The following is a 22,754-nucleotide window of genomic DNA, read 5'->3' as shown; positions in this document are numbered from 1 at the left end:
AGATGAGCACCATCACCACCGAGGAACTCGCGGAAACGACCCTTCTGCGGTTCGCCACCGCCGGCTCCGTCGACGACGGCAAGTCCACCCTCGTCGGGCGGCTGCTGCACGACTCCAAGTCGGTCCTGACCGACCAGTTGGAGGCCGTGGAGCGCGTCTCCGCGAGCCGCGGCCAGGAGGCGCCGGACCTCGCGCTGCTGACGGACGGCCTGCGGGCCGAGCGGGAGCAGGGCATCACCATCGACGTGGCGTACCGCTACTTCGCCACCCCCAGGCGGCGGTTCATCCTCGCCGACACCCCGGGCCATGTGCAGTACACGCGCAACATGGTCACCGGCGCCTCCACCGCCGAGCTGACGGTGATCCTCGTCGACGCCCGTAACGGCGTCGTCGAGCAGACCCGCCGGCACGCGGCCATCGCCGCCCTGCTGCGCGTCCCGCACGCGGTCCTCGCCGTCAACAAGATGGACCTCGTCGGCTACGACGAGAAGGTGTTCGCGGCGATCGCCGAGGAGTTCACGGCGTACGCGACCGAACTCGGCGTCCCCGAGGTCACCGCCATCCCGATCTCGGCGCTCGTCGGCGACAACGTCGTGGAGCCTTCCGCGAACATGGACTGGTACGGCGGCCCGACCGTGCTGGAGCACCTGGAGACGGTCCCGGTCGCGCACGACCTGAGCCACTGCCACGCCCGGCTGCCCGTGCAGTACGTGATCCGGCCGCAGAGCCCGGACCACCCCGACTACCGGGGCTACGCCGGTCAGATCGCGGCCGGTTCCTTCCACGTGGGTGAGTCCGTCACTGTGCTGCCGTCGGGCCGCGCCTCGAAGATCTCCGGCATCGACCTGCTGGGCGAGCCGGTGGACGTGGCCTGGACGACGCAGTCGGTGACCCTCCTGCTGGAGGACGACATCGACATCTCGCGCGGCGACCTGATCGTGCCGAGCAAGGACGCGCCCGCCACGACGCAGGACATCGAGGCGACCGTCTGCCATGTCGCCGACGCCCCGCTGACGGTCGGCCACCGGGTGCTGCTCAAGCACGGCACCCGCACGGTCAAGGCGATCGTCAAGGACATCCCGTCCCGCCTCACGCTCGACGACCTGTCCCTGCACCCGCACCCGGGACAGCTCGTCGCCAACGACATCGGCCGGGTGAAGATCCGCACCGCCGAGCCGCTGCCGGTCGACTCCTACGCCGACTCGCGCCGCACCGGCTCCTTCATCCTGATCGACCCGAACGACGGCCAGACCCTCACCGCCGGGATGGTCGGCGAGTCCTTCGCGGCCCCGGAACCGGTCAAGGACGGCTCCGAGGACGACGGGTGGGACTTCTGACATGACCTCCCCCGACTTCTACTCGATGTTCGCCAAGGAGGGCGGCCGCGTCGGCAGCGGTGCCTTGGGCAGCGGGCAGGGCGGAGTGGCGCGATGTGTGCGCTGACGTACGCGCACTGCCCGCGCGCCCTCACCCCCCACCGCCGTAGACGAAAACCCGCCGACCTCCCGGCCACGACCTGATCGGAACGTGACCGCCGGGCCTCCGAGAGGACCACCTCCCGTGCCTGCTCCATCCGCTCTGCGCCGCGGTCTCGCGGTCATCGCCGCGCTCCCCCTGCTCACGCTGGCCGCCTGCGGCTACGGCTCCCAGGCCAAGGACGACGGCACCGCCGAGGTCGCGGCCGGGGCGAAGAAGATCGAGGGTCTCGACACCGTCAGGATCGGCTACTTCGGCAACCTCACCCACGGCACCGCTCTGGTGGGTGTGCAGAAGGGCTTCTTCCAGAAGGCTCTCGGCGCCACGAAGGCCGAGCCGGCCGTCTTCAACGCCGGCCCCTCGGAGATCGAGGCGCTCAACTCCGGTTCCATCGACATCGGCTGGATCGGCCCCTCCCCCGCGATCAACGGCTACACCAAGTCGGCGGGCAAGAACCTGCGCATCATCGGCGGTTCGGCGTCCGGCGGGGTGAAGCTCGTGGTGAACCCGGACAAGATCAAGTCGCTGAAGGACGTCGAGGGCAAGCGGATCGCGACCCCGCAGCTCGGCAACACGCAGGACGTGGCGTTCCTCAACTGGGCCGCGGAGCAGGGCTGGAAGGTCGACCCGCAGAGCGGCAAGGGTGACGTCACGGTCGTCCGCAGCGACAACAAGGTCACCCCGGACGCCTTCAAGGCCGGGTCGGTCGACGGCGCCTGGGTGCCGGAGCCGACCGCGTCGAAGCTGGTCGCCGAGGGCGGCAAGGTGCTGCTCGACGAGTCGGCGCTGTGGCCGGACAAGAAGTTCGTGATCACGAACATCATCGTGCGGCAGGACTTCCTGAAGGAGCACCCGAAGGTCGTCGAGGCGGTGCTCAAGGGCTCGGTCGAGACCAACAAGTGGATCAACGCCAACCCGGACGCGGCGAAGGAAGCGGCGAACAAGCGGCTGGAGGAGGACTCCGGCAAGGCGCTGCCGGCCGACGTGCTCGACCCGGCGTGGAAGTCGATCCGGTTCACCGACGACCCGCTGGCCTCCACCCTCGGCACCGAGGCGCAGCACGCGGTGAAGGCGGGGCTGCTGGAGACGCCGGACCTGAAGGGCATCTACGACCTCGCGCCGCTGAACAAGGTCCTGAAGGCCGAGGGCGAGCCCACGGTCGACGACGCCGGCCTCGGCGTGAAGTAAGCCCGCACCCCGAAGCCGCATTGTGAACAGTTCCCAGGAGGTGACGACCATGGCCACGACCCTCGCCAAGGCCGCCGACGGCACCGAGTCGGCCACGCACGCCGCCCGGATCGACCACGTGTCGAAGTCGTTCGCGGGCCCCGCCGGGCAGCAGCTCGTCCTGGACGACATCACCCTCGATGTCGCGCCCGGAGAGTTCGTCACCCTCCTGGGGGCCTCGGGCTGCGGCAAGTCCACCCTGCTCAACCTGGTGGCGGGCCTCGACCGCCCCAGCGCCGGCGAGATCGCCACGGACGGCCGTCCGGCGCTGATGTTCCAGGAGCACGCGCTGTTCCCGTGGCTGACCGCGGGCAAGAACATCGAACTCGCCCTGAAGCTGCGGGGCGTGCCGAAGGCCGAGCGCCGGGAGCGGGCCGAGGAGCTGCTCGAACTGGTGCGGCTGAAGGGCGCGTACGGCAAGCGGGTGCACGAGCTGTCGGGCGGTATGCGCCAGCGCGTCGCCCTGGCCCGAGCGCTCGCCCAGGAGAGCAAGCTGCTGCTGATGGACGAGCCGTTCGCGGCGCTGGACGCCATCACACGGGACGTGCTGCACGACGAGCTGACCCGCATCTGGCGCGAGACGCAGGTGTCCGTCCTGTTCGTCACGCACAACGTGCGCGAGGCGGTCCGGCTCGCGCAGCGCGTGGTGCTGCTGTCCTCCCGCCCGGGGCGGATCGCGCGTGAGTGGACCGTGGGCATTCCGCATCCGCGCCGCATCGAGGACACCGCCGTGGCGGAGTTGTCCGTCGAGATCACCGAAGAACTGCGTGGGGAGATCCGCCGTCATGGCCAGCACTGATTCGACGACCGTCGCCAAGGACGGCAGCGATCTCGCCGGGCTGGAGGCGGGCCTCGACGCGCTGGAGACGCGGCAGACGCTCCGCACGCCGTTCCGGCAGACCTTCGTCCAGAAGATCCTGCCGCCGCTCCTGGCCGTCGCGCTGGTCCTGGCGGTCTGGCAGGCGCTCGTCTCCTTCAAGATCGTCGACGATCCGACCAAGCTGCCCGCGCCGTCCGCGGTGTGGGACGTCGTCGAGACGGCGTGGCTCCAGGGCGAGTTGCTCGGCTACATCTGGACCAGCGTCTCGCGCGGTCTGCTCGGCTTCTGCTTCGCCCTGCTGATCGGCACGCCGCTGGGCCTGATCGTGGCCCGCGTGAAGTTCATCCGCGCGGCGATCGGGCCGATCCTGTCGGGCCTGCAGTCCCTGCCGTCGGTCGCCTGGGTGCCGCCGGCGGTGATCTGGCTGGGTCTGAACAACTCGATGATGTACGCGGTGATCCTGCTCGGCGCGGTCCCCTCGATCGCCAACGGCCTGGTGTCCGGCGTCGACCAGGTGCCCCCGCTGTTCCTGCGTGCGGGGCGCACGCTCGGCGCCACGGGTCTGAAGGGCACCTGGCACATCGTCCTGCCCGCCGCCCTGCCCGGCTATGTGGCGGGCCTGAAGCAGGGCTGGGCCTTCTCCTGGCGCTCCCTGATGGCCGCGGAGATCATCGCGTCCTTCCCCGACCTCGGCGTCGGCCTCGGGCAGCTGCTGGAGAACGGCCGCAACGCCAGCGACATGGCCATGGTGTTCGAGGCGATCCTTCTGATCCTCATCGTCGGCATCGCCATCGACCTGCTGATCTTCAGCCCGCTGGAGCGGTGGGTGCTGCGCAGCCGCGGCCTGCTGGTGAAGAGCTGAGTCCCATGACGAACCAGCCCGTTCTCCTCGTCATCGCCCACGGCAGCCGCGACCCGCGCCATGCGGCGACGGTGCACGCCCTGGTGCGCCGGGTGCGCGCGACGCGCCCCGACGTACGCGTGGAGACGGGCTTCCTGGACTTCAACGTCCCCTCGGTGCAGGGCGTCCTGGAGTCCCTGGCGGTGCAGGGTGTGCGCGACGTCGTCGCCCTGCCCCTCCTGCTCACCCGGGCGTTCCACGCCAAGGCGGACATCCCCGCGGTCCTCGCGGATGCGCCGCCGCAGCTGCGCATCCACCAGGCGGACGTCCTGGGCCCCTCCCCCCTGCTCACGGCGGCCCTCGAACGACGCCTCCACGAGGCGGGGCTGACCCCCGCCGACAAGTCCTCGACCGGGGTCGTCCTGGCCTCGGCGGGGTCCACCGACCCGGAGGCGATCGCAGTGATCGCAGACATCGCGCGGGAGTGGCGGCGCACCGGTTGGTGCGCCGTGCGGCCTGCGTTCGCCTCCGCTGGTTCTCCCGCGGGGTTCCCGCGCACCGAGGACGCGGTCCGCGAACTCAGGGCTCTGGGTTGCTCCCGGGTCGCCGTCGCCCCGTACGTCCTGGCCCCCGGATTCCTCCCGGACCGCATCGCCCGGGGCGCCGCGCAGGCGGATGTCCTGGCGGACGTCCTGGGCCCGGCCCCCGAGGTGGCGCGGGTGGTGCTGGAACGGTACGAGGCGGCACGGATGCCGTTGCCCGCGGCCGTGAGCGCCTGACGACTTCCCCGGCCCGGCCCGCGAACTCCGCTCGTCGGCGCCGCCGTCCCGGGCGTCACGATCGGCCTTGTGCCCGGCGGTTGATCGGGTAGCGTCGGAGAGCGACGCTGACCCCTCGTCCCGGCGCCGCCCCGAACCAGGCGCCTGGGAGGCCAGTTGGAGAGCGAGACCCGGCGGTCCGCGGTTCCCGGCGTCACCGTGCTGTCGATCGGTGTGGGCAGCTTCGACGACGGCTCCGACCTGGAGGAACTCGGTTTCGTTCCGGCGCGGATGAGCGAGCTGGAGGAGGCTTTCGACCGGCTCGGCGCCAAGGTCGGCACCTCGCTCGACCCGACGGAGACCGAGGTGGAGGCGCTCCTGCGCGGGCAACTCGTCGACAGCCCCCCGGCTTCCGGTGTCGTGGTCGTCCATCTCATCGGGCACGGCAGGATCGACCGGGGTCACCGGCTGTCGTTCGTCGCACGCGACAACCGTGAGGTGGACGTCGACCGGTGGATCGAGAAGGCGCAGCAGGAAGTCGAGCGCGGTGGTATGCGGCACCGTGTCGTCTTCCTCGTGGACACCTGCTCGGCCGGCGTGGCGACAGGCAGGCAGCCGTTCACCGAGATCGACGCGGACCGGGGGGTCTGGGCCCTGGGCGCCGCCGTCAGCGACTCCCCGACGGAACAAGGCCGGTTCAGTAGCAGGATCGCCGCGGCCCTGCACCGACTGGCCGACCTGGACCTCCACATCGACGAGGAGTCGATCAGCTTCAGCCGGTTCGTCCGCGAGCTCATCCGGGTGATCCGCAGCGACCCGGCCGATCAGCGCCTCTCCCTCGGCTTCAGTGTGGAACTGGGGGACGCCGACTGGCCGTTCCTGCCGAACCCCCGTCTGGTCGCCCTGACCGCGGAGCAGCTTCAGGCCCGGCGGCGCTCACTGGGCCACGTCCCCGGTGAGGGCGATTCCGGTGGGCGGACCGACGACACCGCCTACTTCGCCGACCGCGCCTCGGGCCGCGGCCTCGTCCCCGTCGACACCGGCATCGGCTTCTTCTCCGGCCGCACCTCGGAACTCACCCGCTACATGGAGTGGCTGTCCGGAACAGGTCCTCTGCTGACCGTCACGGGTGCGGCCGGTGCGGGGAAGTCCGGGCTCCTCGGGGTCATCGTCTGCGCCGCGGACCCCGGGCTGCGCCGGCGCTTCCGCGAGCTGTGGGAGTCGTCCGGGCTCGATCTGCCCGAGGTACCGGACGTCGTCGCGGTGCACGCGCGGCAGCGGTCGGCTCGGCAGGTGGTCGAAGCCATCGCTTCCGTGGTGGGGGCGCGGTGGCCCAGGCACACAGATGACCAGGAGGCGGGCAGCCGGGAGTGGAGCACGCCGCCGCAGACGGCCGAGGCGCTGCGCTTCTTGCTGGCTCGGGAACAGAAGGACCGTCTCATCGTGCTCGATGCCGTGGACGAGAGCACCGAGCCCCAGGCGGTTCTCCGGCTGGTGGCCGAGCTTCTGGCACCTCGGCCGGTGGGTGAGCAGTCCCTCCGTGTGCCGTGCAGGATCCTGCTGGGCGGCCGCCGGGAAGTGGTCACCGCGCTGTCGTCTCTTGAGGAGGCGGCCGACATCGACGGCGTCCACATCGACCTCGACTCGGCCGCACCCGCCGCGGTCGAACAGGACGTCCGGCGTTACGTCCAGCGGCTCCTCGCCACCCGGGAGCCCTACGCCACCGGCGAGTCCTCTCCGTTCACCGGACTGCTGGCCAGGAAGGGCGCGGCGTACATCGTGCGCGGCGCGCGACCGGACGAACCGTGGGGTCCGTTCCTGCTCGCCGGCCTGTACGTCCATTTCCTGCTGACTCTGAAGTACCCGCCCCGCGACGAGGTGGGTGCCGACATGTACGCCAAGGCGGCGTCGCCCGAACTGCCGGCGCTGCTCGAATCGATCCTGAAGACACGGCGCGACGACTACCCGCAGATGCGGGCGGTGCTCGCCGTGCTGGCCCGCTCTCGCGGTGACGGCATGCCACGCACGACCCTGAAGCGCTGCTTGCGGGCTCTGAACGTCGAATCCCTCGACGAGCGACTCTTCCAGGACACCCTGTGGGAGGCCTCGCCCTTCCTGCGGTACGGAAGCGACCCCCTAAGCGGTGAGACGCTGTACCGGCTCTTCCACCAGGGCCTGGTCGACTACCTGCACGACCATCCGACGGGTGAGGACCCGCTGGACGAGGCGGGGAGTCTCGCTCTCGAAGGAAGGCTGCTGTCGGAGCTCATCGAGCCGTACGCGTCGGCCGAGCCGGGACACGGCGCCTCCTGGGAGGCCGCCGAAGGCGAACCGTACGTGCTGCGTCACGCGTTGGGGCATGCCGCTCGGGCACGCTCCGTCGCGCATGCCGAGTCCCTGCTCACCGATCCGCACTTCCTCGTCCGGTTCGACCTCCGTGAGGACCATCGCGCTCTCGACCTCGTCCGCTCGGAGCAGGCTTCGGACTTTCTGCGGCTGCTCAGCGCCTCGTGGGCCACCCACGCCCGGTTGCACGGTGCCGCCGAACGCGCGTCGGTGTTCGCCTTCGACGCCGACCGGCTGGGGCTCTCCGATGTCCGGGAAGGCTTCAGCCGTATCGCGCAGGAGGCCGCCGTCCGGCCCGAGGACGCGACGTACTCGCTCCTGTGGTCGCGCGGCGGTCACGTGAACTCCAGCAGCCGCTCGGTCACGACCGCGGGCAGCGCGGTGTACGACATCGCGTTCTCCCCGGACGGCTCGCTGCTCGCCGCAACGACCAACCGCGGTGTGCAGGTGCTGGAGACGGAGACGTGGCGGTCGGTCGCACCCCTCTTCGGCAGGACGCCGCTCGGCGGGGTCCACAAAGTGGCCTTCTCCCCTGACGGCCGCCTGCTCGCCTTCTCACGAAACTCCTTCACACGGAGCGTGCAGCTGTGGGACGTGGAGAACCGCGTCCCGGCCGGGCCGCCCTGGGAGTGCAGGACCGGCATGGTACGGGCGCTCGCCTTCTCGTCCGACAGCCGTTGGCTCGCGGTCGTGAGTGAGGAACTCGGCGTCTCCGTGTGGGACATCACCGATGACTGCCCGTCCGAGGAGGCGCGGTGGGACCTCGGGGAAGCGGAGGACTTCACCAGAGTCCATGCTGTGGCCTTCAGCCCCCGGGGGAATCTGCTGGCAGTGGGTTCCTCCAACGGCACGACGCTCTGGGACGTCGCGGGCGGTGACCGCACACTCGTGGACGGTGAGGAGTACGCCCGATCGGTCTGCTTCTCCCCCGATGGCGGCCTTGTAGCCGTAGCGGCCCCAGGCCGGGTCGCCCTGTACTCGGTGGCCACGCGCACCCAGGTCGGCAGCCTGGATGTGCCGAGTGGGAACGACCTGGCCTTCACCTGTGACGGGAGCCTGCTGGTCGTAGGCGGCTGGAGGGACTTCCACATCATCGACACGGTGTCGATGCACCTCGTCAACCGGCTGCCGGTCGCGGCCAGGTCGGCCTCCATCGCCGTGCATCCCGACACCTCGGTGCTGGTGAGCGGTGACGAGGACGGTCATCTGCGGCTGTGGAAGAGCCTCACCGGGGAGGCGCGTCTGCCGGAGCTGCCGCGCTTCGACGAGGGCGTCGTCGGCTCACCCGACGGGCACTTCATCGCCGTCCATGATGTCGGCAACGGGCTGCTGAGTCTGCGGAACCCGGTCACGGGCGAGGAGATCGCCAGCTGCCCCTGGGCGGAACCGCTGGCACATCTGGCGAGCTCGCCCGACGGTTCCCTCCTGGCCGCGAGGTCGTTCCAGCGGCTGTGCGTCTTCCCCACCGACCCGGCGCTCCTGAGGGACTTCAGAAGCGTCTCCCTGTCGGACGAGCCGTCCTCCTTGCTCCCGCTCGTCTTCTCTCCTGACGGCAGGCTCATCGGCGTGGCCCTCGGAAAGCGAGGGAGCGTTCAGGTCGTCGAGGTCCGGGAGGCCCGGACGCTGAACCCCTGCGCAAGGATCCCGGTCGCCGGGCAGCTGTCATCGTTCGGGTTCGCCGGTCCTCAGCTCGTCTACGTCGTCGTCGACGGCGCCCTGGGCACCTACAGCTGCACTCCTCCGGAACCGGAGGCCCCGCTGCCATGACCCGCCTCCTCGGCATCCACGGCGTCCGCAACTACAAAGCCGCCGACACCACCCCCGACCTCGGCGGCAAACGCCTGCGCGCGGACTGGCTCGAAGCGCTCGGCGACAGGCTCCCCGGGCTCGAGCTCGAAACCGCGTACTACGCCGATCTTCTGCGCAGTGAGCGGCAGAATGACGAGCTGGACGACGCCGACGTGGTGCTGATCGAGCAGTGGGCGCGGGCCTGGGGGGTCGACCCGAGCGGTGTGCAAGGGACGGCGACCGGCTGGGTCCGGTGGGTCTGCGGGCAGATCGCTCGGCGATCCGGGCAGCGCCCCGCCGTCGTCGAGAAGACGGTCCGGATGTTCTTTCCCGAGGTGGGACGCTACTTCGCCGGCCGGCGGGCAGCGGTGCGCGAGCGAGTGGAGGAAGCGCTGCTCCGGCACCGGCCCGACGTCGTCGTCGCGCACTCACTGGGCAGCGTCGTCGCCTACGAGGCCCTGCACGAACTGGCGGACGAACTGGACGTGAGGCTGCTGCTCACCCTCGGCTCGCCGCTGGCCCTCCCCCACGCGGTGTTCCACCGCCTCGACCCCGTCCCGTGCGACGGGAAGGGCGCGAAGCCCACGGCCGTGCGGCGGTGGGTGAACGTCGCCGATGCCGGGGACTTCGTGGCCATCCCCAAGGGGGCGGTGGCCCGGGTGTTCCCTGGAGTCGAGGAACTGCCGGAGATCAGCATCGCGCCGGCCTGGCCGCACGGCGTGCGCGACTACCTGCGCCACCGCACGGTGTCCGAGACCATCACGACAGGGATGCGGACGGGCTGACCGTCACGCCGCCGGTTCCTCGTGGGGTTCCGGCTGGAGGGCGAAGGAGTACGGGGCCCAGGGGCCGGTGATCTCCACACGGAGGCCGGGGACGCCCCGGGCTGCCGCGAGGATGCCCGCGCGGAACGCGACGACGCGCTCGGCCGGGACGAGGTAGGCGTCGTTGGCGACGTTGGTGCCGGGGGCCGAGCCCGCCAGGCTGCCGCGTTCGGGGGTGTGGGCGACGCGGTCGACGGCGAGGGTTCCGGCCGTTTCGGTGAGGCGGCCCGCGGCCTGCGCGACCGTACGCCAGGCCTCCTCGTTCCTGCGCTGTCTGCGGCGGCGGATCACCTGGTAGGCGCGGCCCACTCCGAGGCCGGTGACCGGCTCCTGTGCGGGCTCAGGGTCGGCCTCGGGCGGGGTGATGTCCGGGGCGGCGTAGATCTTGACGCCGAGTTCGACATGGCCCGTGAGGCGGTCGAGGAGGGAGAGGAAGTAGCCGCGGCGGGTGTCGAGGGCCTGGCGGGCGCGGTCCTCGTCGCGGAAGACGGTGGCCAGGCGCAGGGGCAGCACGGCAGTACCGGAGGCGACCAGGGCGGCCACCACGGCGTGGTGGGAGCGGACCGTGGACTCCAGCCAGTCCACGTCGGCGAGGTGGGCCTGGAGGGGAGCGTCGGCGTAGTCGGCCGGCGGGACGTGGCCGACGGCGAAGGCGAGCTGGGGGCCGCTGAAGGCCGGGGCGACCAGGTGGATCGGCTCTCCGGCGACACCGCGCAGGTGGGCCGTGGCCGCCGCGGCCTCGGGCGTGCGGCGCAGGACCGCGTAGGTGTAGACGAGGTTCGTGTCGCTCATGACTGCGGGCTCCTGTCGGTGGCCGTGCGTTCCTCTCGCGAGACTCCGTTCTCGTGCCGTCCGTCCGTAGGTACGCGGGGGACGGCACAAGCGTTCAAGGAACGGCCGGCGGGTTGGCGTGGCCCCGGGGGGTGGGGCCGAGGGGCCCGGCATGAGCGACGCCTTCTTCCCGCGGCGGACGCCGTACGGCGATCCCGGGGACCTCGGCGGGGAAGGGGCTGCCCCGTGAGCCGCACGAGGCAGCCGCGACGGTCAGGGGCCTGGTCGGCCGACGGGGCGAGGGCGGCCTCTTCGCTTCGGGGACCCGCGGCTGACCGTGCCGGCCGAGATCACGTCGCACACGCCCCGCCCGGGGGACCGGGTCACGTTGCCCGTGTGCTGAACGGGGTCGCCTGGTGGAAGTAGAGCAGCCAGCGGCCCTCGGTGCGCCGCCACAGTGAACTGCGGTGTGCGCGGCTGCCGTCGTACTCGGTGTCGTAGGTGAGGTGGACCAGGTCGGGGGCGAGCTGCACGCCTCTCAGGGCGGAGACGGCGACGGGCTCGGCGCCGGGCTCGGCCGTGGCGGCCAGGGAGGCGATGATGGCGGCCCGGCTCCAGTGCCGGCCGGAGGCTCCGAACTCGTGGAAGTCGGGGTGCAGCAGCGCCCCGACCCGTTCGGGCGACCGGCGGACCTTCGGGGTGAGCAGGGCGAGTTCGCCCTCCATCGCGGACTCGACGGCCGGGTTGCGCTCAGGCACCTGTCATCTCCACCAGTTTGACGACGGTGTTCCAGTTGCGGGTCGTGGCGATCACGCCTTTGCCGATGCGCGGTTTCGACAGGTGTTCGGCCAGTTTGGAGCGGCCCAGGCCGTTCGGGGCGTACAGGTACAGGGCCCGGTCGCCGAGGCGGAACTCCTCGGGGAGGTAGGCGTCCCGGTCGATCTCCGCGAAGCGGTCGGGGGTGACGGGCGCGGAGAAGTAGGTGACGTGGAGCTGTTTGGGCTCCAGGTCGGCGGCGGGGAACGGACAGGCTTCGGCGATCGCCCGCAGATACGCGTGGTCGCGCACGATCACGTCGACGCCGAAGCCGAAGCGCTTCTCGATGGCCTGCGCGATCTCGCGGGCCAGCGACTCCTCGCCGCCGTGGCCGGAGGAGAACACGGCCTGGCCGCTCTGCAGGTAGGTGCGGACGTCGTCGTGGCCGAGGTCCGCCAGGAGCGTGCGCAGGTCCGCCATGGGGACCTTCCTGCTGCCGCCCACGTTGATTCCGCGCAGCAGGGCCGCGTATGTCGTCGTCATCCACTCACGATAAAGCGGCCGTCGTGCCCCGTGGGGGTGGGCACGACGACCGCCGCGGGCAGCTGCCCGGCCCGTAAATTACTCACCGGTCTTCGCGTGGCACAACCGTCTGCCCAGGATCCACACACCCGAGGAGCCCGAAATGTCTGACGATAGGTGTAAGGGACCACAGTGGGTGGGGGTCCTCCCCAGTGGGGAGAGGGCTCGCTCCATCGGGATGAGTCCGGGCCCCGCCAGTTCACCGGACAGCACGACGAGATGGCTTTATCCGACCCATACCTTCGAAGCGAGAGGGGGCGGCAGGGGGCCGCCACCGCATCTCGAGGGGGCAAGCCCGTCATGGGGAACCGAGACAAACGGGTGCGGGGCCTCGCCGCCCGGGCCGGCGGCTGGAGCGCCCGGCACCGATGGGCTGCCGTCGGAATCTGGGTCCTGTTCGTCGTCCTGGCGATGGGGCTCGGTTCGGCAGCGGGCCGGGTCGACGTCAAGGACAGCGACCAGCTGAAGGGCGAGACGCACACCGCCGCACGGATCGTCGAGGACGCCGGGATCGACGAGCCGGCCAGTGAGAACGTTCTGATCCAGGCCAAGGGCGGTGACCTGAAGGCGACGGACGCCGAGTTCCGGGACGCCGTCGACGCCGTCGTGCGCGCGGTCGAGGGGACCGGCCGGGTCACCGAGGTGGCCTCGCCGTACGACACGAAGACGATCTCCAAGGACGGCCGCAGCGCGCTCGTGCAGTTCGACATGCGCGGCGAGCCGGACACCGCCGGCGAGCGGGTCGAGCCGGTGCTGAAGGCCGTCGAGGGGGTCCAGCAGGACCACGATGCGCTGCGGATCGAGGAGATCGGCGGCGCCAGCATGATGAAGACGTTCGACGACGCGTTCGGCGACGACTTCAAGAAGGCCGAGTACTCCGCGGTGCCGGTGGCCTTCGGCATCCTGCTCATCGCGTTCGGCGCGCTGGTCGCGGCGCTGCTGCCGGTGGTGCTGGCGATCACCGCGATCATGGCGACGATGGGCCTGATGGGCGTCGTCAGCCACGTCATGCCGATGAGCGACACCGCGAACTCCGTGATGCTGCTGGTCGGTCTGGCCGTCGGCGTCGACTACTGCCTGTTCTACCTGCGCCGCGAGCGCGAGGAGCGCGAGGCCGGCCGGGACGCGCAGACGGCCCTGAGGATCGCCGCCGCGACCAGCGGCCGGGCGATCGTCGTCTCGGGTGTCACGGTGTGCGTGGCGATGGCGGGCATGCTGTTCACCGGCCTCGCCGAGTTCGAGGCGATGGGCCTGGCCTCGCTGATGGTGGTGGCCGTGGCGATGGTGGGGTCCGTGACCGTGCTGCCCGCGCTGCTGTCGCTGCTCGGCGGGCGCGTCGAGAAGGGCCGCATACCGTTCCTGCGCAGGCGCAAGCGGAGCGGCGGCGGTCAGGACAGCCGGTTCTGGACGGCCGTGCTGCGGCGCGTCCTCGCCAGGCCGGTGATCGCGGTGGCGGTCGCGACCGGAGCGCTGCTGGCCATCGCGGCTCCCGCGCTCGGTATGAAGACGCAGCAGCTCACGCTGGACCAGGAGTTCGGCGACTCGCTGCCGATCGTCCAGACGTACAACCGGCTCAACGAGGCCTTCCCGGGCGGTTCCGAGCCGGCCGAGGTGGTCGTGAAGGCCGACGACATCAACGCGCCCGAGGTGAAGTCCGCGCTCGCCGACTTCCGTGACCGGGCGATCAGTTCGGGCGCCTCGCGCGGCCCGGTGGAGATCAAGCTGCACGACGCGCAGAACGTGGCGTTCGTCTACGTCCCACTCGTCGGCGGTTCCGACCTGGACAAGGCGGGCGCGAGCCTGGACAAGCTGCGTGACGAGGTGCGTCCGGCCACGCTCGGCAGGGTCGACGGGGTCGAGGCGCCCGTCACCGGGCAGGTCGCGGGTTCCAAGGACTTCAATGACCAGCTGGCGGGCGCCGTCGTCCCGGTGTTCGCGTTCGTCGTGGTCTTCGCCTTCGCGCTGATGCTGCTGTCGTTCCGCTCGCTGACCATCGCCATCACGTCGATCGTGCTGAACCTGCTGTCGGTGGGTGCCGCCTACGGCATCCTCGTCGCCGTCTTCCAGCACGGCTGGGGCGCGTCCCTGGTGGGCGCGGAGGGCGTCGGCGCGATCATCACCTGGCTGCCGCTGTTCCTCTTCGTCATCCTGTTCGGCCTGTCGATGGACTACCACGTGTTCGTGGTCTCCCGGATCCGCGAGGCGCGGCTGCGGGGGCTGACGACGAAGGACGCGATCCGGCACGGCGTGGTCACCACAGCCGGGGTCGTCACCAGTGCCGCGGTCATCATGGTCGCCGTGTTCGCGATCTTCGGAACGCTGTCCATGCAGTCCATGAAGCAGATGGGTGTCGGCCTCGCGGCGGCGGTGCTCATCGACGCGACGATCATCCGGGGCGTGCTGCTGCCGGCCGTGATGGCGCTGCTCGGCGAGCGCAACTGGTACCTGCCGAAGTGGCTGCACCGGCTGCCGGACCTCACGCACGACGAGACGCCGCAGGCGGTCGCCGGACCGGCGGCGCGGGACGACGAGGGCGAGCCCCTCAAGGTCTGATCTCCGCGGCGGAGACAAGGGCCCGTTGGTTGCCGGGGCAACCAACGGGCCCTTCGCTGCCCCGTGTCAGGTCCCGTGTCAGGCGCCCTGCGTCAGGTCCCCTGTCAGGTGCCCTGTGTCAGGTCAGGCGCCGCACCTGGAGGACCTCCGCGTCGCAGCGCACGATCTCCAGCTCCCGGTCCGGGCGGGCGCCCCCGAAGGTGAGCGCGATGCGACGGCCCGGCAGGAGCCGCCAGCGACCGGGCACGGCTCCGGGGGCGTCACCGCGTCCCAGCGGATGGTCGACGAAGGTGCCGTCGGGCGCGAATTCCATACCGCGGCGCCCGCGCGCGGGCGGGAAGGGGAAGTCCTCGGGCCGGTAGACCCGCACGTCCTCGTGGTCCTCCTCGTAGGAGTGGAGCCACGGGCGGAACAGGCCCGTCGGGGGCTCTCGCATGCCCGGCCACCTCACTTGCCCGAAGCCGTCCACATTGCTGCTCTTGCACCGAAGTGACTAGAATTACCAGTGTATGGGTCCGGAGGGAACGGGCAACCGAACGCTCCGCCCGGCGTCGCCCGGCCCTCGCCGCGCGTGACAGACGCGCAGTTCCGCAGCCGCGTGTGCGGCACACTCCCAGCTCCCCCGAGGGGCAGCCATGTCCGATGCGCAGGCGTTCCTTCGCGCCACCTCGCCCGACTACAGCCGCTGGTGCGGCGCCATGGAGGTACACCGCAGACTCCTCACCCTGAACCCGGAGTACGCCGAGAACCGGGCCCTGATCGAGAACACCGCGTTCGCCTACGAGTCGATGGAGCAGGTCACCGCCCGCCAGGGCCTCATCGACATCCCCGTCGTCGTGCACGTCGTGCACAACACCCCCGAGCAGAACGTGAGCGACGCCCAGATCCACAGTCAGATCGACGTGCTCAACCAGGACTTCCGCGCGAGCAACCCGGACGTGAGCAAGGTACCGGCGGTCTGGCAGGATCTGGTGGCCGACGCCCGCCTGCAGTTCCACCTCGCCCGGACCGACCCGCTGGGCCGCCCCACGGACGGCATCACGCGGACGCAGACCACGAACCCGGGCTGGGACACCGACGACCTGGTCAAGTTCAGCCTCAGCGGCGGTCAGGACGCCTGGCCGGCGGACATCTACCTGAATCTCTGGGTCTGTCAGCTGCGCCGCGGGCTGCTGGGCTACGCCCAGTTCCCCGGGGGCGCCGCCTCCACCGACGGCGTGGTGGTCACGCACACCGCCCTCGGGACCACCGGCACCGCCACCGCGCCGTTCGACGGCGGCCGCACGGCTGTGCACGAGATCGGGCACTGGCTGAACCTGCGGCACATCTGGGGCGACGACGACGAGGGCTGCAACGGCAGCGACTTCGTGGCGGACACTCCCAACCAGGCCGGAGCGAACGCCGGTTCGCCCCGCTTCCCCCATGTGACGTGCGGCAACGGGCCCGACGGCGACATGTTCATGAACTACATGGACTACACCGACGACGCCGCGATGTTCATGTTCACCAAGGGCCAGTCGGCGCGCATGGACGCCACGCTCGACAACGCCCGCCTGACCCTCACCCGTCAGGCCGTCGCGGTGTGACGACGGCCTGACGCGGCAGGGCGGCTTCAGCCGCGCCGGGCGGGCAGTTCGGCCTCGATGAGGTCGGCGGCGCGCCCGGTGCCGCCCTCCTCGGCGGTCCGGGCCTGGAGTTCCTTCAGACGGCGGGCCACCTCCGGGTCGCCGGTCAGGGCGAGGGCCGCCGCGCGCAGGGTCTCGCCGGTCGCCTCCTCCGTGGGCAGGTAGCGGGCCACACCGAGACCTTGGAGCATCTCCGCGTTGCCGAACTGGTCCACGGCCTGCGGTACGGCGATCATCGGAGTGGCGGTGGCGAGGCCCTCCTGGCTGCCGCCGGCGCCCGCGTGCGTGACGAACAGGTCGGCCTGCTTCAGGATCGCCAACTGCGGTACCCAGGTGCGCACCTCGACGTCTGCCGGGACGTCGGCGAATTCCGCCGGGTCGACGTGCTTGCCGACCGAGAGCACCAGGTGCCAGCCGGGCAGGTCGCCGAACGCCTCGACGCACGCCCGGTAGAAGCCGGGCTGCTTCGTGAAGGCCGACCCGAGGGACACGAGCACGACCTTCTCCGCGTCGGCCGGCCGCCGCCACTCCCCCTCGGCGGTGCGATCGCCCTGGCAGGCGCCGACGAACGAGTACACCCGCTCGTCGACACGGTCCGCGTTCGGCTGGAGCGCCTTGGGGAGCAGGACGATCGAGCGGTCGGGCCGGCCCCCGAAGTCGTCGGGGTGCAGGGTGATCCCGTTCTCCTCCAGCCAGGCCTGGAAGCGGGCGTAGTAGGCCTGCCCCCGCTCGGTCTTCTTCGGCTCCTCCCACAAGGGCCGGGCGACCTCCTCCTCGTACCCCTCCCAGGCGACCATGGCCGGTGACAGGGAGACCGCGGGGACGCCCCAGCGGTGGGCGAGGACCCGGCCCGGGTAGGAGGCGATGTCGTGCAGGACGAGGTCCGGCTCGTCGCCCTCGTAGGCCTCGGTCAGCTGCGGGAGGGCCTGGATCGCGTCGTCGAGGAACGGCTCCACGTTGTCCAGCAGCGTGCTCCCCCACGCCTCCGGGTCGTCGTCGGGCGAGGGCAGCGTCGACGTCCAGGGCTTCACCTCGGCACCGGTGCCCGCGACCTTGTCCGCGAAGGCGGGCGGGATGGCGTAGGTCACCCGGTGGCCGCGCGCCACGAGCTCGCGGATCACCTCCAGACTCGGGTTCACGTGGCCGTGGGCGGCGATGGAGAACATGGCGATGTGCGCGCGACTGGTCATGCGCCGACCGTACGCGAGACGAGACGTCTCGTGCAACCTTTCAGGCCGACGAGGTCAGCGCCTCGTGCAGGCGCAGCCACCGCGCCGGGGCCACCTCGCCCACCAGCACGCCCCGGTCCAGCCGCGCCGCCCGGAACGCGGCGTCCACCCGCCGCCTCGGATGGGCCCTGCGCAGCGAGGCGTGCAGTGAGCCGCCCACCCCGGAGAAGCCCAGCTCGACCAGGGACCGCCAGCTGCGCCAGGCGCCGTCGTCGAGCAGCGGGGTCTCACGCCGCTCCACGCGGAGCACGCCGGCGTCCACGCGCGGCACCGGCCGGAAGCTGCGCCGGCCGACCCGGCCGAGCAGCCGCCACTCGAAGCGGGGCCAGCTCCGGATCGTGAGCAGCGTCCAACTGCCGTAGTCCCCGGTGCGTTTGCGGGCGTACTCGAGCTGGGTGAGCAGGGTGGCGTCGGTGAGGGCGGGGGCGCGCAGACACCAGTCGACGACGTCCGCGGTCCGGGAGAACGGCACGTTCCCGGCGACCGAGAAGCCCGTGCGGGGCGGACGCGCGGCCAGGAAATCACCTTCGACGACAAGCACCTGCGGGGTGCCGGAGAACCGGGCGCGCAGCACGGGCGCGAGCCGCGGGTCGATCTCGTACGCGCGCAGCTCCTGGCAGCGCGCGGCCAGTGGGGCGGTCAACGCTCCCTTGCCCGCGCCGACTTCGAGCAGCAGCGGGACGGGGCCCGGCCGTGGGACGGCGAGCCGGGCGAAGCGTTCCGCGGCGGCACGGTCGGCGAGGAAGTTCTGCGAGAGGGCGCGGGAGAGCGCGGTGGGGCGGGCCATGGCCTGCGGGTCCTTGTCTTCCGGAAGGTGGAGAAGGGCAGACGGGGGCCCTGACCGGAAGACAGGTGGGAACGAGGGAGGGCGGGACGCCGGGCTCAGTGCCTCAGCGGGTGTGGCTCCCCGGGCCGGTCAGGGCTCCGGGGCGGCGGCGCGTCCTGGCGGAGTGCGCACAGCCCCGGGCGGGACCGGAGATGTAGATCGCGTTGATACCCACGAGCAGCACGCTAGGCGGCGCCGGTGCGGACGGACAACGGGTTTTCCGGGTCAGCGCTGATAGCGGGCGAGCACCAGGTTGCCGTCCTCCTCCAGCCGTTCGCGCAGTTCACCGAGACCGATGGCTCCGCTGTAGTACTCCTGCAGGGCGGGGGTCGCCACCTTGTCCTTCCACTCGGGGTAGCCCCGGACCGTCTGCGCGGGTGCCGGGCGCAGACGGACGGCGAGGGCGGTGCCGGTGGCCCAGCCGTGCCGCGTGGTGCGCAGGGCGGGGTCTCCCAGCGCCTGGGTGCCCGTGGGCAGCATCCAGTCGCCGAGGGCGAGGCGGACCATGTTCTTCGGCCGCAGCAGGAAGTCGAGGAATTGCGCGGCTTCCTTCTTGTGCGGGCAGTCCTCGGCGATGGAGAGGGTCTGGGGGCTGACCCCCTGGGTGAGTCCGGCGGCTCCTGCCGGGGCGGGCAGCACCTGCCAGTCGAAGCCCTCCGGGGCCTGCTGGACGATCTGCTGACGGTAGGAGAAGCCGAGCGGGACCATCGCGTACCGGCCTGCGAAGAAGCCGGGCAGCGTGTCGGAGCCGCCGCTGCCCAGGGTGGTGGGCGAGGCGCTGCGGTCGGTGTTCGCCTGGTCGTGGATGGTGCGGGGCACCAACTGGTCGGCTGCCTCGAACCGGACCGTCACCTTGCCGTCCGGCCCGCGGTGGAAGAGCTGTCCGCCCGCCGACAGGGAGAGGTTGAGCGTGGCGGAGACGGGTTCCTTCAGCGGCCAGGCGACGCCGTACTTCCCCGGGCCGCTGAGGCGTTCGGTGATCCGGCGGAACTCGGCCCAGCTCCAGGGATCTTCGGGGGTCGGGATCCGCACGCCGGACTGCCGGAGCCACGTCGCGTTGGCGATCAGCACGCGCGGTTCCTGGAGGAACGGCACGCCGTAGACGCCGTCCCCGAAGGTGGTCGTCTCCCAGCTGCGCCGCGGAATGTCCGACTTCAGCCGGGCCGGCAGCAGGCCGGTGAGGTCGGCCAGGTGGCCGCCGTAGGCGAAGTCCGCGAGGTCGTCGGAGGCGTCGTGGATGATGTCGGGGGCCTCGCCGCCCTCGAACGCGGTGAGGAGCTGGTCGTGGACACTGTCCCAGGTGCCCTGGACGTACTCGACCCGGACGTCCGGGTGGGTGGCGTTCCACTCCTTCACCAGTTGCCGGTTGGCCTCGACGGACTCCTCCTGCCAGGCCAGGGACTGGAAGCGCAGGGTGATCCGGCCGTCGTCGCGGGTGCCGCCGGAGGAGCAGCCGGCGAGCAGCAGCAGGAGGACCAGGGCCAGCATGCGTGCGCGCATCAGCTCTTCACCGCCCCGGTGAGCATGCCGCCCGTGATCCGCCGCTGGATGACCGCGAAGACGACCAGGGAGGGCAGGGTCGCGAGGAACGCGGCCGCCGCGAGCGGTCCGAGGTCGGCGACGCCCTCGGCACCGATGAAGTGGGTGAGGATGACGGGAAGCGTCTGTTTCTCCGGCGTCTTGAGGAGCACGAGCGCGAAGAAGAACTCGTTCCACGCCGTGATGAACGCGAACAGCCCGGTCGCCACGATGCCCGGCGCGAGCAGCGGTGCCGTCACCGAGACCAGGGTCCGCACCCGGCCCGCCCCGTCGACCGCCGCGGCCTCCTCCAGTTCGGGCGGCACGGCCCGTACGTACCCGGCGAGCATCCACAGCGCGAAGGGCAGCGCCCACACCACGTACACCAGCACCAGTCCCGGCAGGGAGTTGATCAGCCGGAGGTTCTTCAGCACCAGGAACAGCGGGATGATCAGCAGCACGAACGGGAACGCCTGGCTGACCACCACCCAGCCGGTCACCGCCTTCGCGAGCCGGGTACGGCGCCGGGCGACGACGTACGCCATCGGCGTCGCGATCAGGACGGCGACGACGGCCGCCGCGAGAGCGGCGAGCAGGGAGTTGAGGGCGGCCTGCAGCAGCGGCTGTTCGTCGAACGCCTGCCGGAAGTTGCCGAGGGTGGGGTCTTCGGGGATCCACGTCGGGTGCAGGCTGCCCAGCTCGCGTGGGGGCTTGAACGCGGTGGAGATGAGCCAGAGGAACGGGAAGGCGAGGAAGACGAGGTACGCGAGCAGCGCGGTGTACTGGCCGATGCGCGCGGGCGTGCTGGTCCTCACGCGTCGTCACCTCCTCTGAGGCGGCCGGCGAGGAACACGGCCAGGGCGATCGATATCCCGGCCACCATCACGCAGCCCATCGCCGCCGCGTAGCCGAACTGCCCGTAGCGGAAGGCCTCCTCGTAGGCGAAGAGCATGGGCAGCCGGGTTCGGCCGCCCGGGCCGCCGTTGGTCAGGACGTAGACCAGGGCGAAGGAGTTGAAGTTCCAGATCAGGTTGAGCGCGGTGATGGCGAGGGCGATGGGTCTGAGGGCGGGCCAGGTGACCGTGCGGAAGCGGCGCCAGGCGCCCGCGCCGTCGACGGCCGCCGCCTCGTGCAGTTCGCGCGGGGTGTTCTGCAGCCCGGCGAGCAGCGCGACCGTCGTCTGCGGCATGCCGGCCCATACGCCGACGACGATCACGGCGGGCAGTGCCGTCGCCAGTCCGCTGAGCCAGTCCCGGCCGCTGCCCAGACCGATGTCGCGCAGGGTCTCGTTGAGGATGCCCGCGTCCGGGTTGTAGACGAGCCGCCACATGATGCCGACGACGACCTCGGGCATGGCCCACGGGATGATCGCCAGGGCGCGGGCGAGCCAGCGCAGCCGCAGGTCCTGGTTGAGCAGCAGGGCGAGGCCCAGGGCGAGCAGGAACTGCGGCACGGTCACGCCGACCGCCCACACCAGCCCGATCCGGAACGACTCCCAGAACAGCGTGTCGTGCAGCAGGTCCCGGAAGTTGAGGGCGCCGGTCCACCGGGTGGGCTCGGTGCGGCCCGACTGGGCGTCGGTGAAGGCCAGCAGGATGCCGTACAGCAGCGGTCCGACGCTGAGGACGAGGATCGGGATCAGAGCGGGAAGCACCAGGAACCAGGCACCGTGGTCGACGGCTCTCCGGGGCCGGTCCCGGCCGGGTCTGCGGCCGGCCCTCCTCACCGGTGGCGAAGGTGGCGACGCCTCGGTCACCGGTGTCACGGAATCAGCCCCTTTGCACGCTCGCCCGGCCTGGTCATGCTCGTGAAGGCCAGGTGCCTCGTCAAGGCACCGCGTATGCCGCCCGACCTGTGCCGATGCGACACTGACCGGTGGATGGCCGGAACCCGACGGTCGGGGCGCGGACGACGGAGGCGGACGATGGACGAGGCGCGGGCGCGGGACGTACTGGCGGCGGCCGGGGTGCTGCCCGGTGCGGCCGGGGAGGCGCGGTTGCTCGCCCTGGGCGAGAACGCGGTGTTCGCCGCCGGTGACCTGGTCGTCAAGGTCGGCCGCGACGCCGAGCTTCTGGACCGGGCGCGCCGCGAACTGGACATCGCGGTGTGGCTCGCCGAGGCGGGCGTGCCGGCGGTGCGGGCTGCCGAGCCGGAGGCGCTGCTGGCCGACGGGCATCCGGTGACGGTGTGGCATCGGCTGCCGGATGCCGTACGGCCCGCCGAGCCGCGCGATTTGGCCGAACTGCTACGGGTCGTACATGCCACGCCTCTTCCTCCCTTCGACCTTCCGGGCCGTGACCTGCTGGGCGGTGTGGAGCGGTGGCTGCGGTTCGCGGGGGACGCGATCGATCCCACGGACGCCGCGTATCTGCGCGAGCGACGGGATGCCTTCGCCGCTCGGGCCGCCGCGCTCACGCCGCAACTGCCGCCGGGGCCGATCCACGGGGACGCGCTGCCGCGCAATGTGCATGTCGGACCCGACGGGCCCGTGCTGGTGGACCTGGAGACGGTGTCCGCGGATCTGCGCGAGCACGATCTCGTGGTGATGGTGCTGTCCCACGACCGGTACGGGCTCGGGGACGAGGCCTACGCGTCGTTCGCGCGGACCTACGGCTGGGACGTGCGCGAGTGGGAGGGCTGCCGGGTGCTGCGCGGAGCCCGGGAGACGGCCAGTTGTGCCTGGGTCGCCCAGCATGCGCCGGGCAATCCGAAGGCGCTGGCCGAGTTCGAGCGGCGGGTGCGGTCCTTGCGGGACGGCGACGAGACGGTGCGGTGGTATCCGTTCTGACCGCCACACCGGGCGCCTGCCCGACC

General features: G+C 71.4%; 19 protein-coding genes. 10 read left to right on the top strand and 9 right to left on the bottom strand.

The annotated features are described in order from the left end of the window. Positions 1–2 precede the first annotated feature (2 nt). From ACFY9S_RS18290 to ACFY9S_RS18260, 7 genes are all read left to right on the top strand, one after another. Positions 3–1,337 carry a GTP-binding protein gene (locus tag ACFY9S_RS18290; protein ID WP_391129320.1) on the top strand — a complete coding sequence of 445 codons (1,335 nt, stop codon included), beginning with the start codon at positions 3–5 and terminating at the stop codon, positions 1,335–1,337. A gap of 223 nt (positions 1,338–1,560) precedes the next feature. Continuing rightward, a complete protein-coding gene (locus ACFY9S_RS18285) occupies positions 1,561–2,664 on the top strand; it encodes an aliphatic sulfonate ABC transporter substrate-binding protein (RefSeq protein WP_391129317.1) in 1,104 nt (367 codons plus the stop codon). A 49-nt stretch (positions 2,665–2,713) separates the two neighbouring features. Further along, positions 2,714–3,502, top strand: coding sequence for an ABC transporter ATP-binding protein (locus ACFY9S_RS18280; protein WP_184556049.1), 789 nt, complete (start codon positions 2,714–2,716; stop codon positions 3,500–3,502). Next, entirely contained in the window at positions 3,489–4,385 is an 897-nt protein-coding gene (locus ACFY9S_RS18275) for an ABC transporter permease (RefSeq protein WP_102907633.1), read from the top strand. Before ACFY9S_RS18280 ends, ACFY9S_RS18275 begins: the two co-directional genes overlap by 14 nt. A gap of 5 nt (positions 4,386–4,390) precedes the next feature. After that, positions 4,391–5,143, top strand: a complete 753-nt coding sequence (locus ACFY9S_RS18270; protein ID WP_391129313.1) for a CbiX/SirB N-terminal domain-containing protein — start codon at positions 4,391–4,393, stop codon at positions 5,141–5,143. A gap of 156 nt (positions 5,144–5,299) precedes the next feature. Continuing rightward, a complete protein-coding gene (locus tag ACFY9S_RS18265) occupies positions 5,300–9,235 on the top strand; it encodes a hypothetical protein (RefSeq protein ID WP_391129310.1) in 3,936 nt (1,311 codons plus the stop codon). Further along, entirely contained in the window at positions 9,232–10,041 is an 810-nt protein-coding gene (locus ACFY9S_RS18260; RefSeq protein WP_391129307.1) for a hypothetical protein, read from the top strand. Before ACFY9S_RS18265 ends, ACFY9S_RS18260 begins: the two co-directional genes overlap by 4 nt. 3 nt (positions 10,042–10,044) lie before the next feature. Here the strand turns inward: ACFY9S_RS18260 and ACFY9S_RS18255 are convergent, their stop codons facing one another. The 3 genes from ACFY9S_RS18255 to ACFY9S_RS18245 form a co-directional block, all read right to left on the bottom strand. Then, positions 10,045–10,872: a GvpL/GvpF family gas vesicle protein gene (locus ACFY9S_RS18255; RefSeq protein WP_391129304.1), complete on the bottom strand. Its 828-nt coding sequence runs from the start codon at positions 10,870–10,872 to the stop codon at positions 10,045–10,047. 362 nt (positions 10,873–11,234) lie between these two features. Beyond that, positions 11,235–11,609: a DUF4440 domain-containing protein gene (locus ACFY9S_RS18250; protein ID WP_102907636.1), complete on the bottom strand. Its 375-nt coding sequence runs from the start codon at positions 11,607–11,609 to the stop codon at positions 11,235–11,237. Further along, positions 11,602–12,150 carry a DUF1697 domain-containing protein gene (locus ACFY9S_RS18245; RefSeq protein ID WP_391129300.1) on the bottom strand — a complete coding sequence of 183 codons (549 nt, stop codon included), beginning with the start codon at positions 12,148–12,150 and terminating at the stop codon, positions 11,602–11,604. The genes ACFY9S_RS18250 and ACFY9S_RS18245 overlap by 8 nt, the downstream gene beginning before the upstream one ends. A 339-nt stretch (positions 12,151–12,489) precedes the next feature. Between ACFY9S_RS18245 and ACFY9S_RS18240 the strand changes: the two genes are divergently transcribed. Continuing rightward, positions 12,490–14,742, top strand: coding sequence for an MMPL family transporter (locus tag ACFY9S_RS18240; protein WP_391129297.1), 2,253 nt, complete (start codon positions 12,490–12,492; stop codon positions 14,740–14,742). 118 nt (positions 14,743–14,860) lie between these two features. Here ACFY9S_RS18240 and ACFY9S_RS18235 read toward each other — a convergent pair whose 3' ends face one another. Then, entirely contained in the window at positions 14,861–15,178 is a 318-nt protein-coding gene (locus ACFY9S_RS18235; RefSeq protein ID WP_391129295.1) for a hypothetical protein, read from the bottom strand. 199 nt (positions 15,179–15,377) lie between these two features. On the opposite strand from ACFY9S_RS18235, the gene ACFY9S_RS18230 reads away from it, so the two are divergent. Beyond that, entirely contained in the window at positions 15,378–16,328 is a 951-nt protein-coding gene (locus tag ACFY9S_RS18230; RefSeq protein ID WP_391129292.1) for a M43 family zinc metalloprotease, read from the top strand. Positions 16,329–16,354: 26 nt separating this feature from the next. On the opposite strand, the gene mgt is transcribed toward ACFY9S_RS18230, so the two are convergent. The 5 genes from mgt to ACFY9S_RS18205 all read right to left on the bottom strand — a co-directional run bounded on the left by mgt (position 16,355) and on the right by ACFY9S_RS18205 (position 21,705). Beyond that, on the bottom strand, positions 16,355–17,557 hold the full coding sequence (mgt, locus tag ACFY9S_RS18225; RefSeq protein WP_391129289.1) for a macrolide-inactivating glycosyltransferase: 1,203 nt from the start codon (positions 17,555–17,557) through the stop codon (positions 16,355–16,357). Positions 17,558–17,597: 40 nt separating this feature from the next. Then, complete coding sequence (erm, locus tag ACFY9S_RS18220; RefSeq protein WP_391129286.1) at positions 17,598–18,383, bottom strand: ErmE/ErmH/ErmO/ErmR family 23S rRNA (adenine(2058)-N(6))-methyltransferase; 786 nt, start codon at positions 18,381–18,383, stop codon at positions 17,598–17,600. 264 nt (positions 18,384–18,647) lie between these two features. Continuing rightward, the gene (locus ACFY9S_RS18215; RefSeq protein ID WP_391129283.1) at positions 18,648–19,922 is read right to left on the bottom strand and encodes an extracellular solute-binding protein; all 1,275 of its coding nucleotides are present in this window, start codon (positions 19,920–19,922) and stop codon (positions 18,648–18,650) included. Next, entirely contained in the window at positions 19,922–20,755 is an 834-nt protein-coding gene (locus tag ACFY9S_RS18210; protein ID WP_391129281.1) for an ABC transporter permease subunit, read from the bottom strand. Before ACFY9S_RS18210 ends, ACFY9S_RS18215 begins: the two co-directional genes overlap by 1 nt. After that, positions 20,752–21,705 carry an ABC transporter permease subunit gene (locus tag ACFY9S_RS18205; protein WP_391129278.1) on the bottom strand — a complete coding sequence of 318 codons (954 nt, stop codon included), beginning with the start codon at positions 21,703–21,705 and terminating at the stop codon, positions 20,752–20,754. The genes ACFY9S_RS18210 and ACFY9S_RS18205 overlap by 4 nt, the downstream gene beginning before the upstream one ends. 159 nt (positions 21,706–21,864) lie before the next feature. Here ACFY9S_RS18205 and ACFY9S_RS18200 point away from each other — a divergent pair, with 159 nt between their 5' ends. Continuing rightward, positions 21,865–22,728, top strand: a complete 864-nt coding sequence (locus ACFY9S_RS18200) for a phosphotransferase (RefSeq protein ID WP_391129275.1) — start codon at positions 21,865–21,867, stop codon at positions 22,726–22,728. The last annotated feature ends 26 nt before the right edge of the window (positions 22,729–22,754 follow it).

Source organism: Streptomyces sp. NPDC012474, from assembly GCF_042955185.1.
Lineage (GTDB): Bacteria > Actinomycetota > Actinomycetes > Streptomycetales > Streptomycetaceae > Streptomyces > Streptomyces cahuitamycinicus.
The sequence above is the reverse complement of the archived record's forward strand: the minus strand, read 5'-3'. Positions and strand labels throughout refer to the sequence as shown.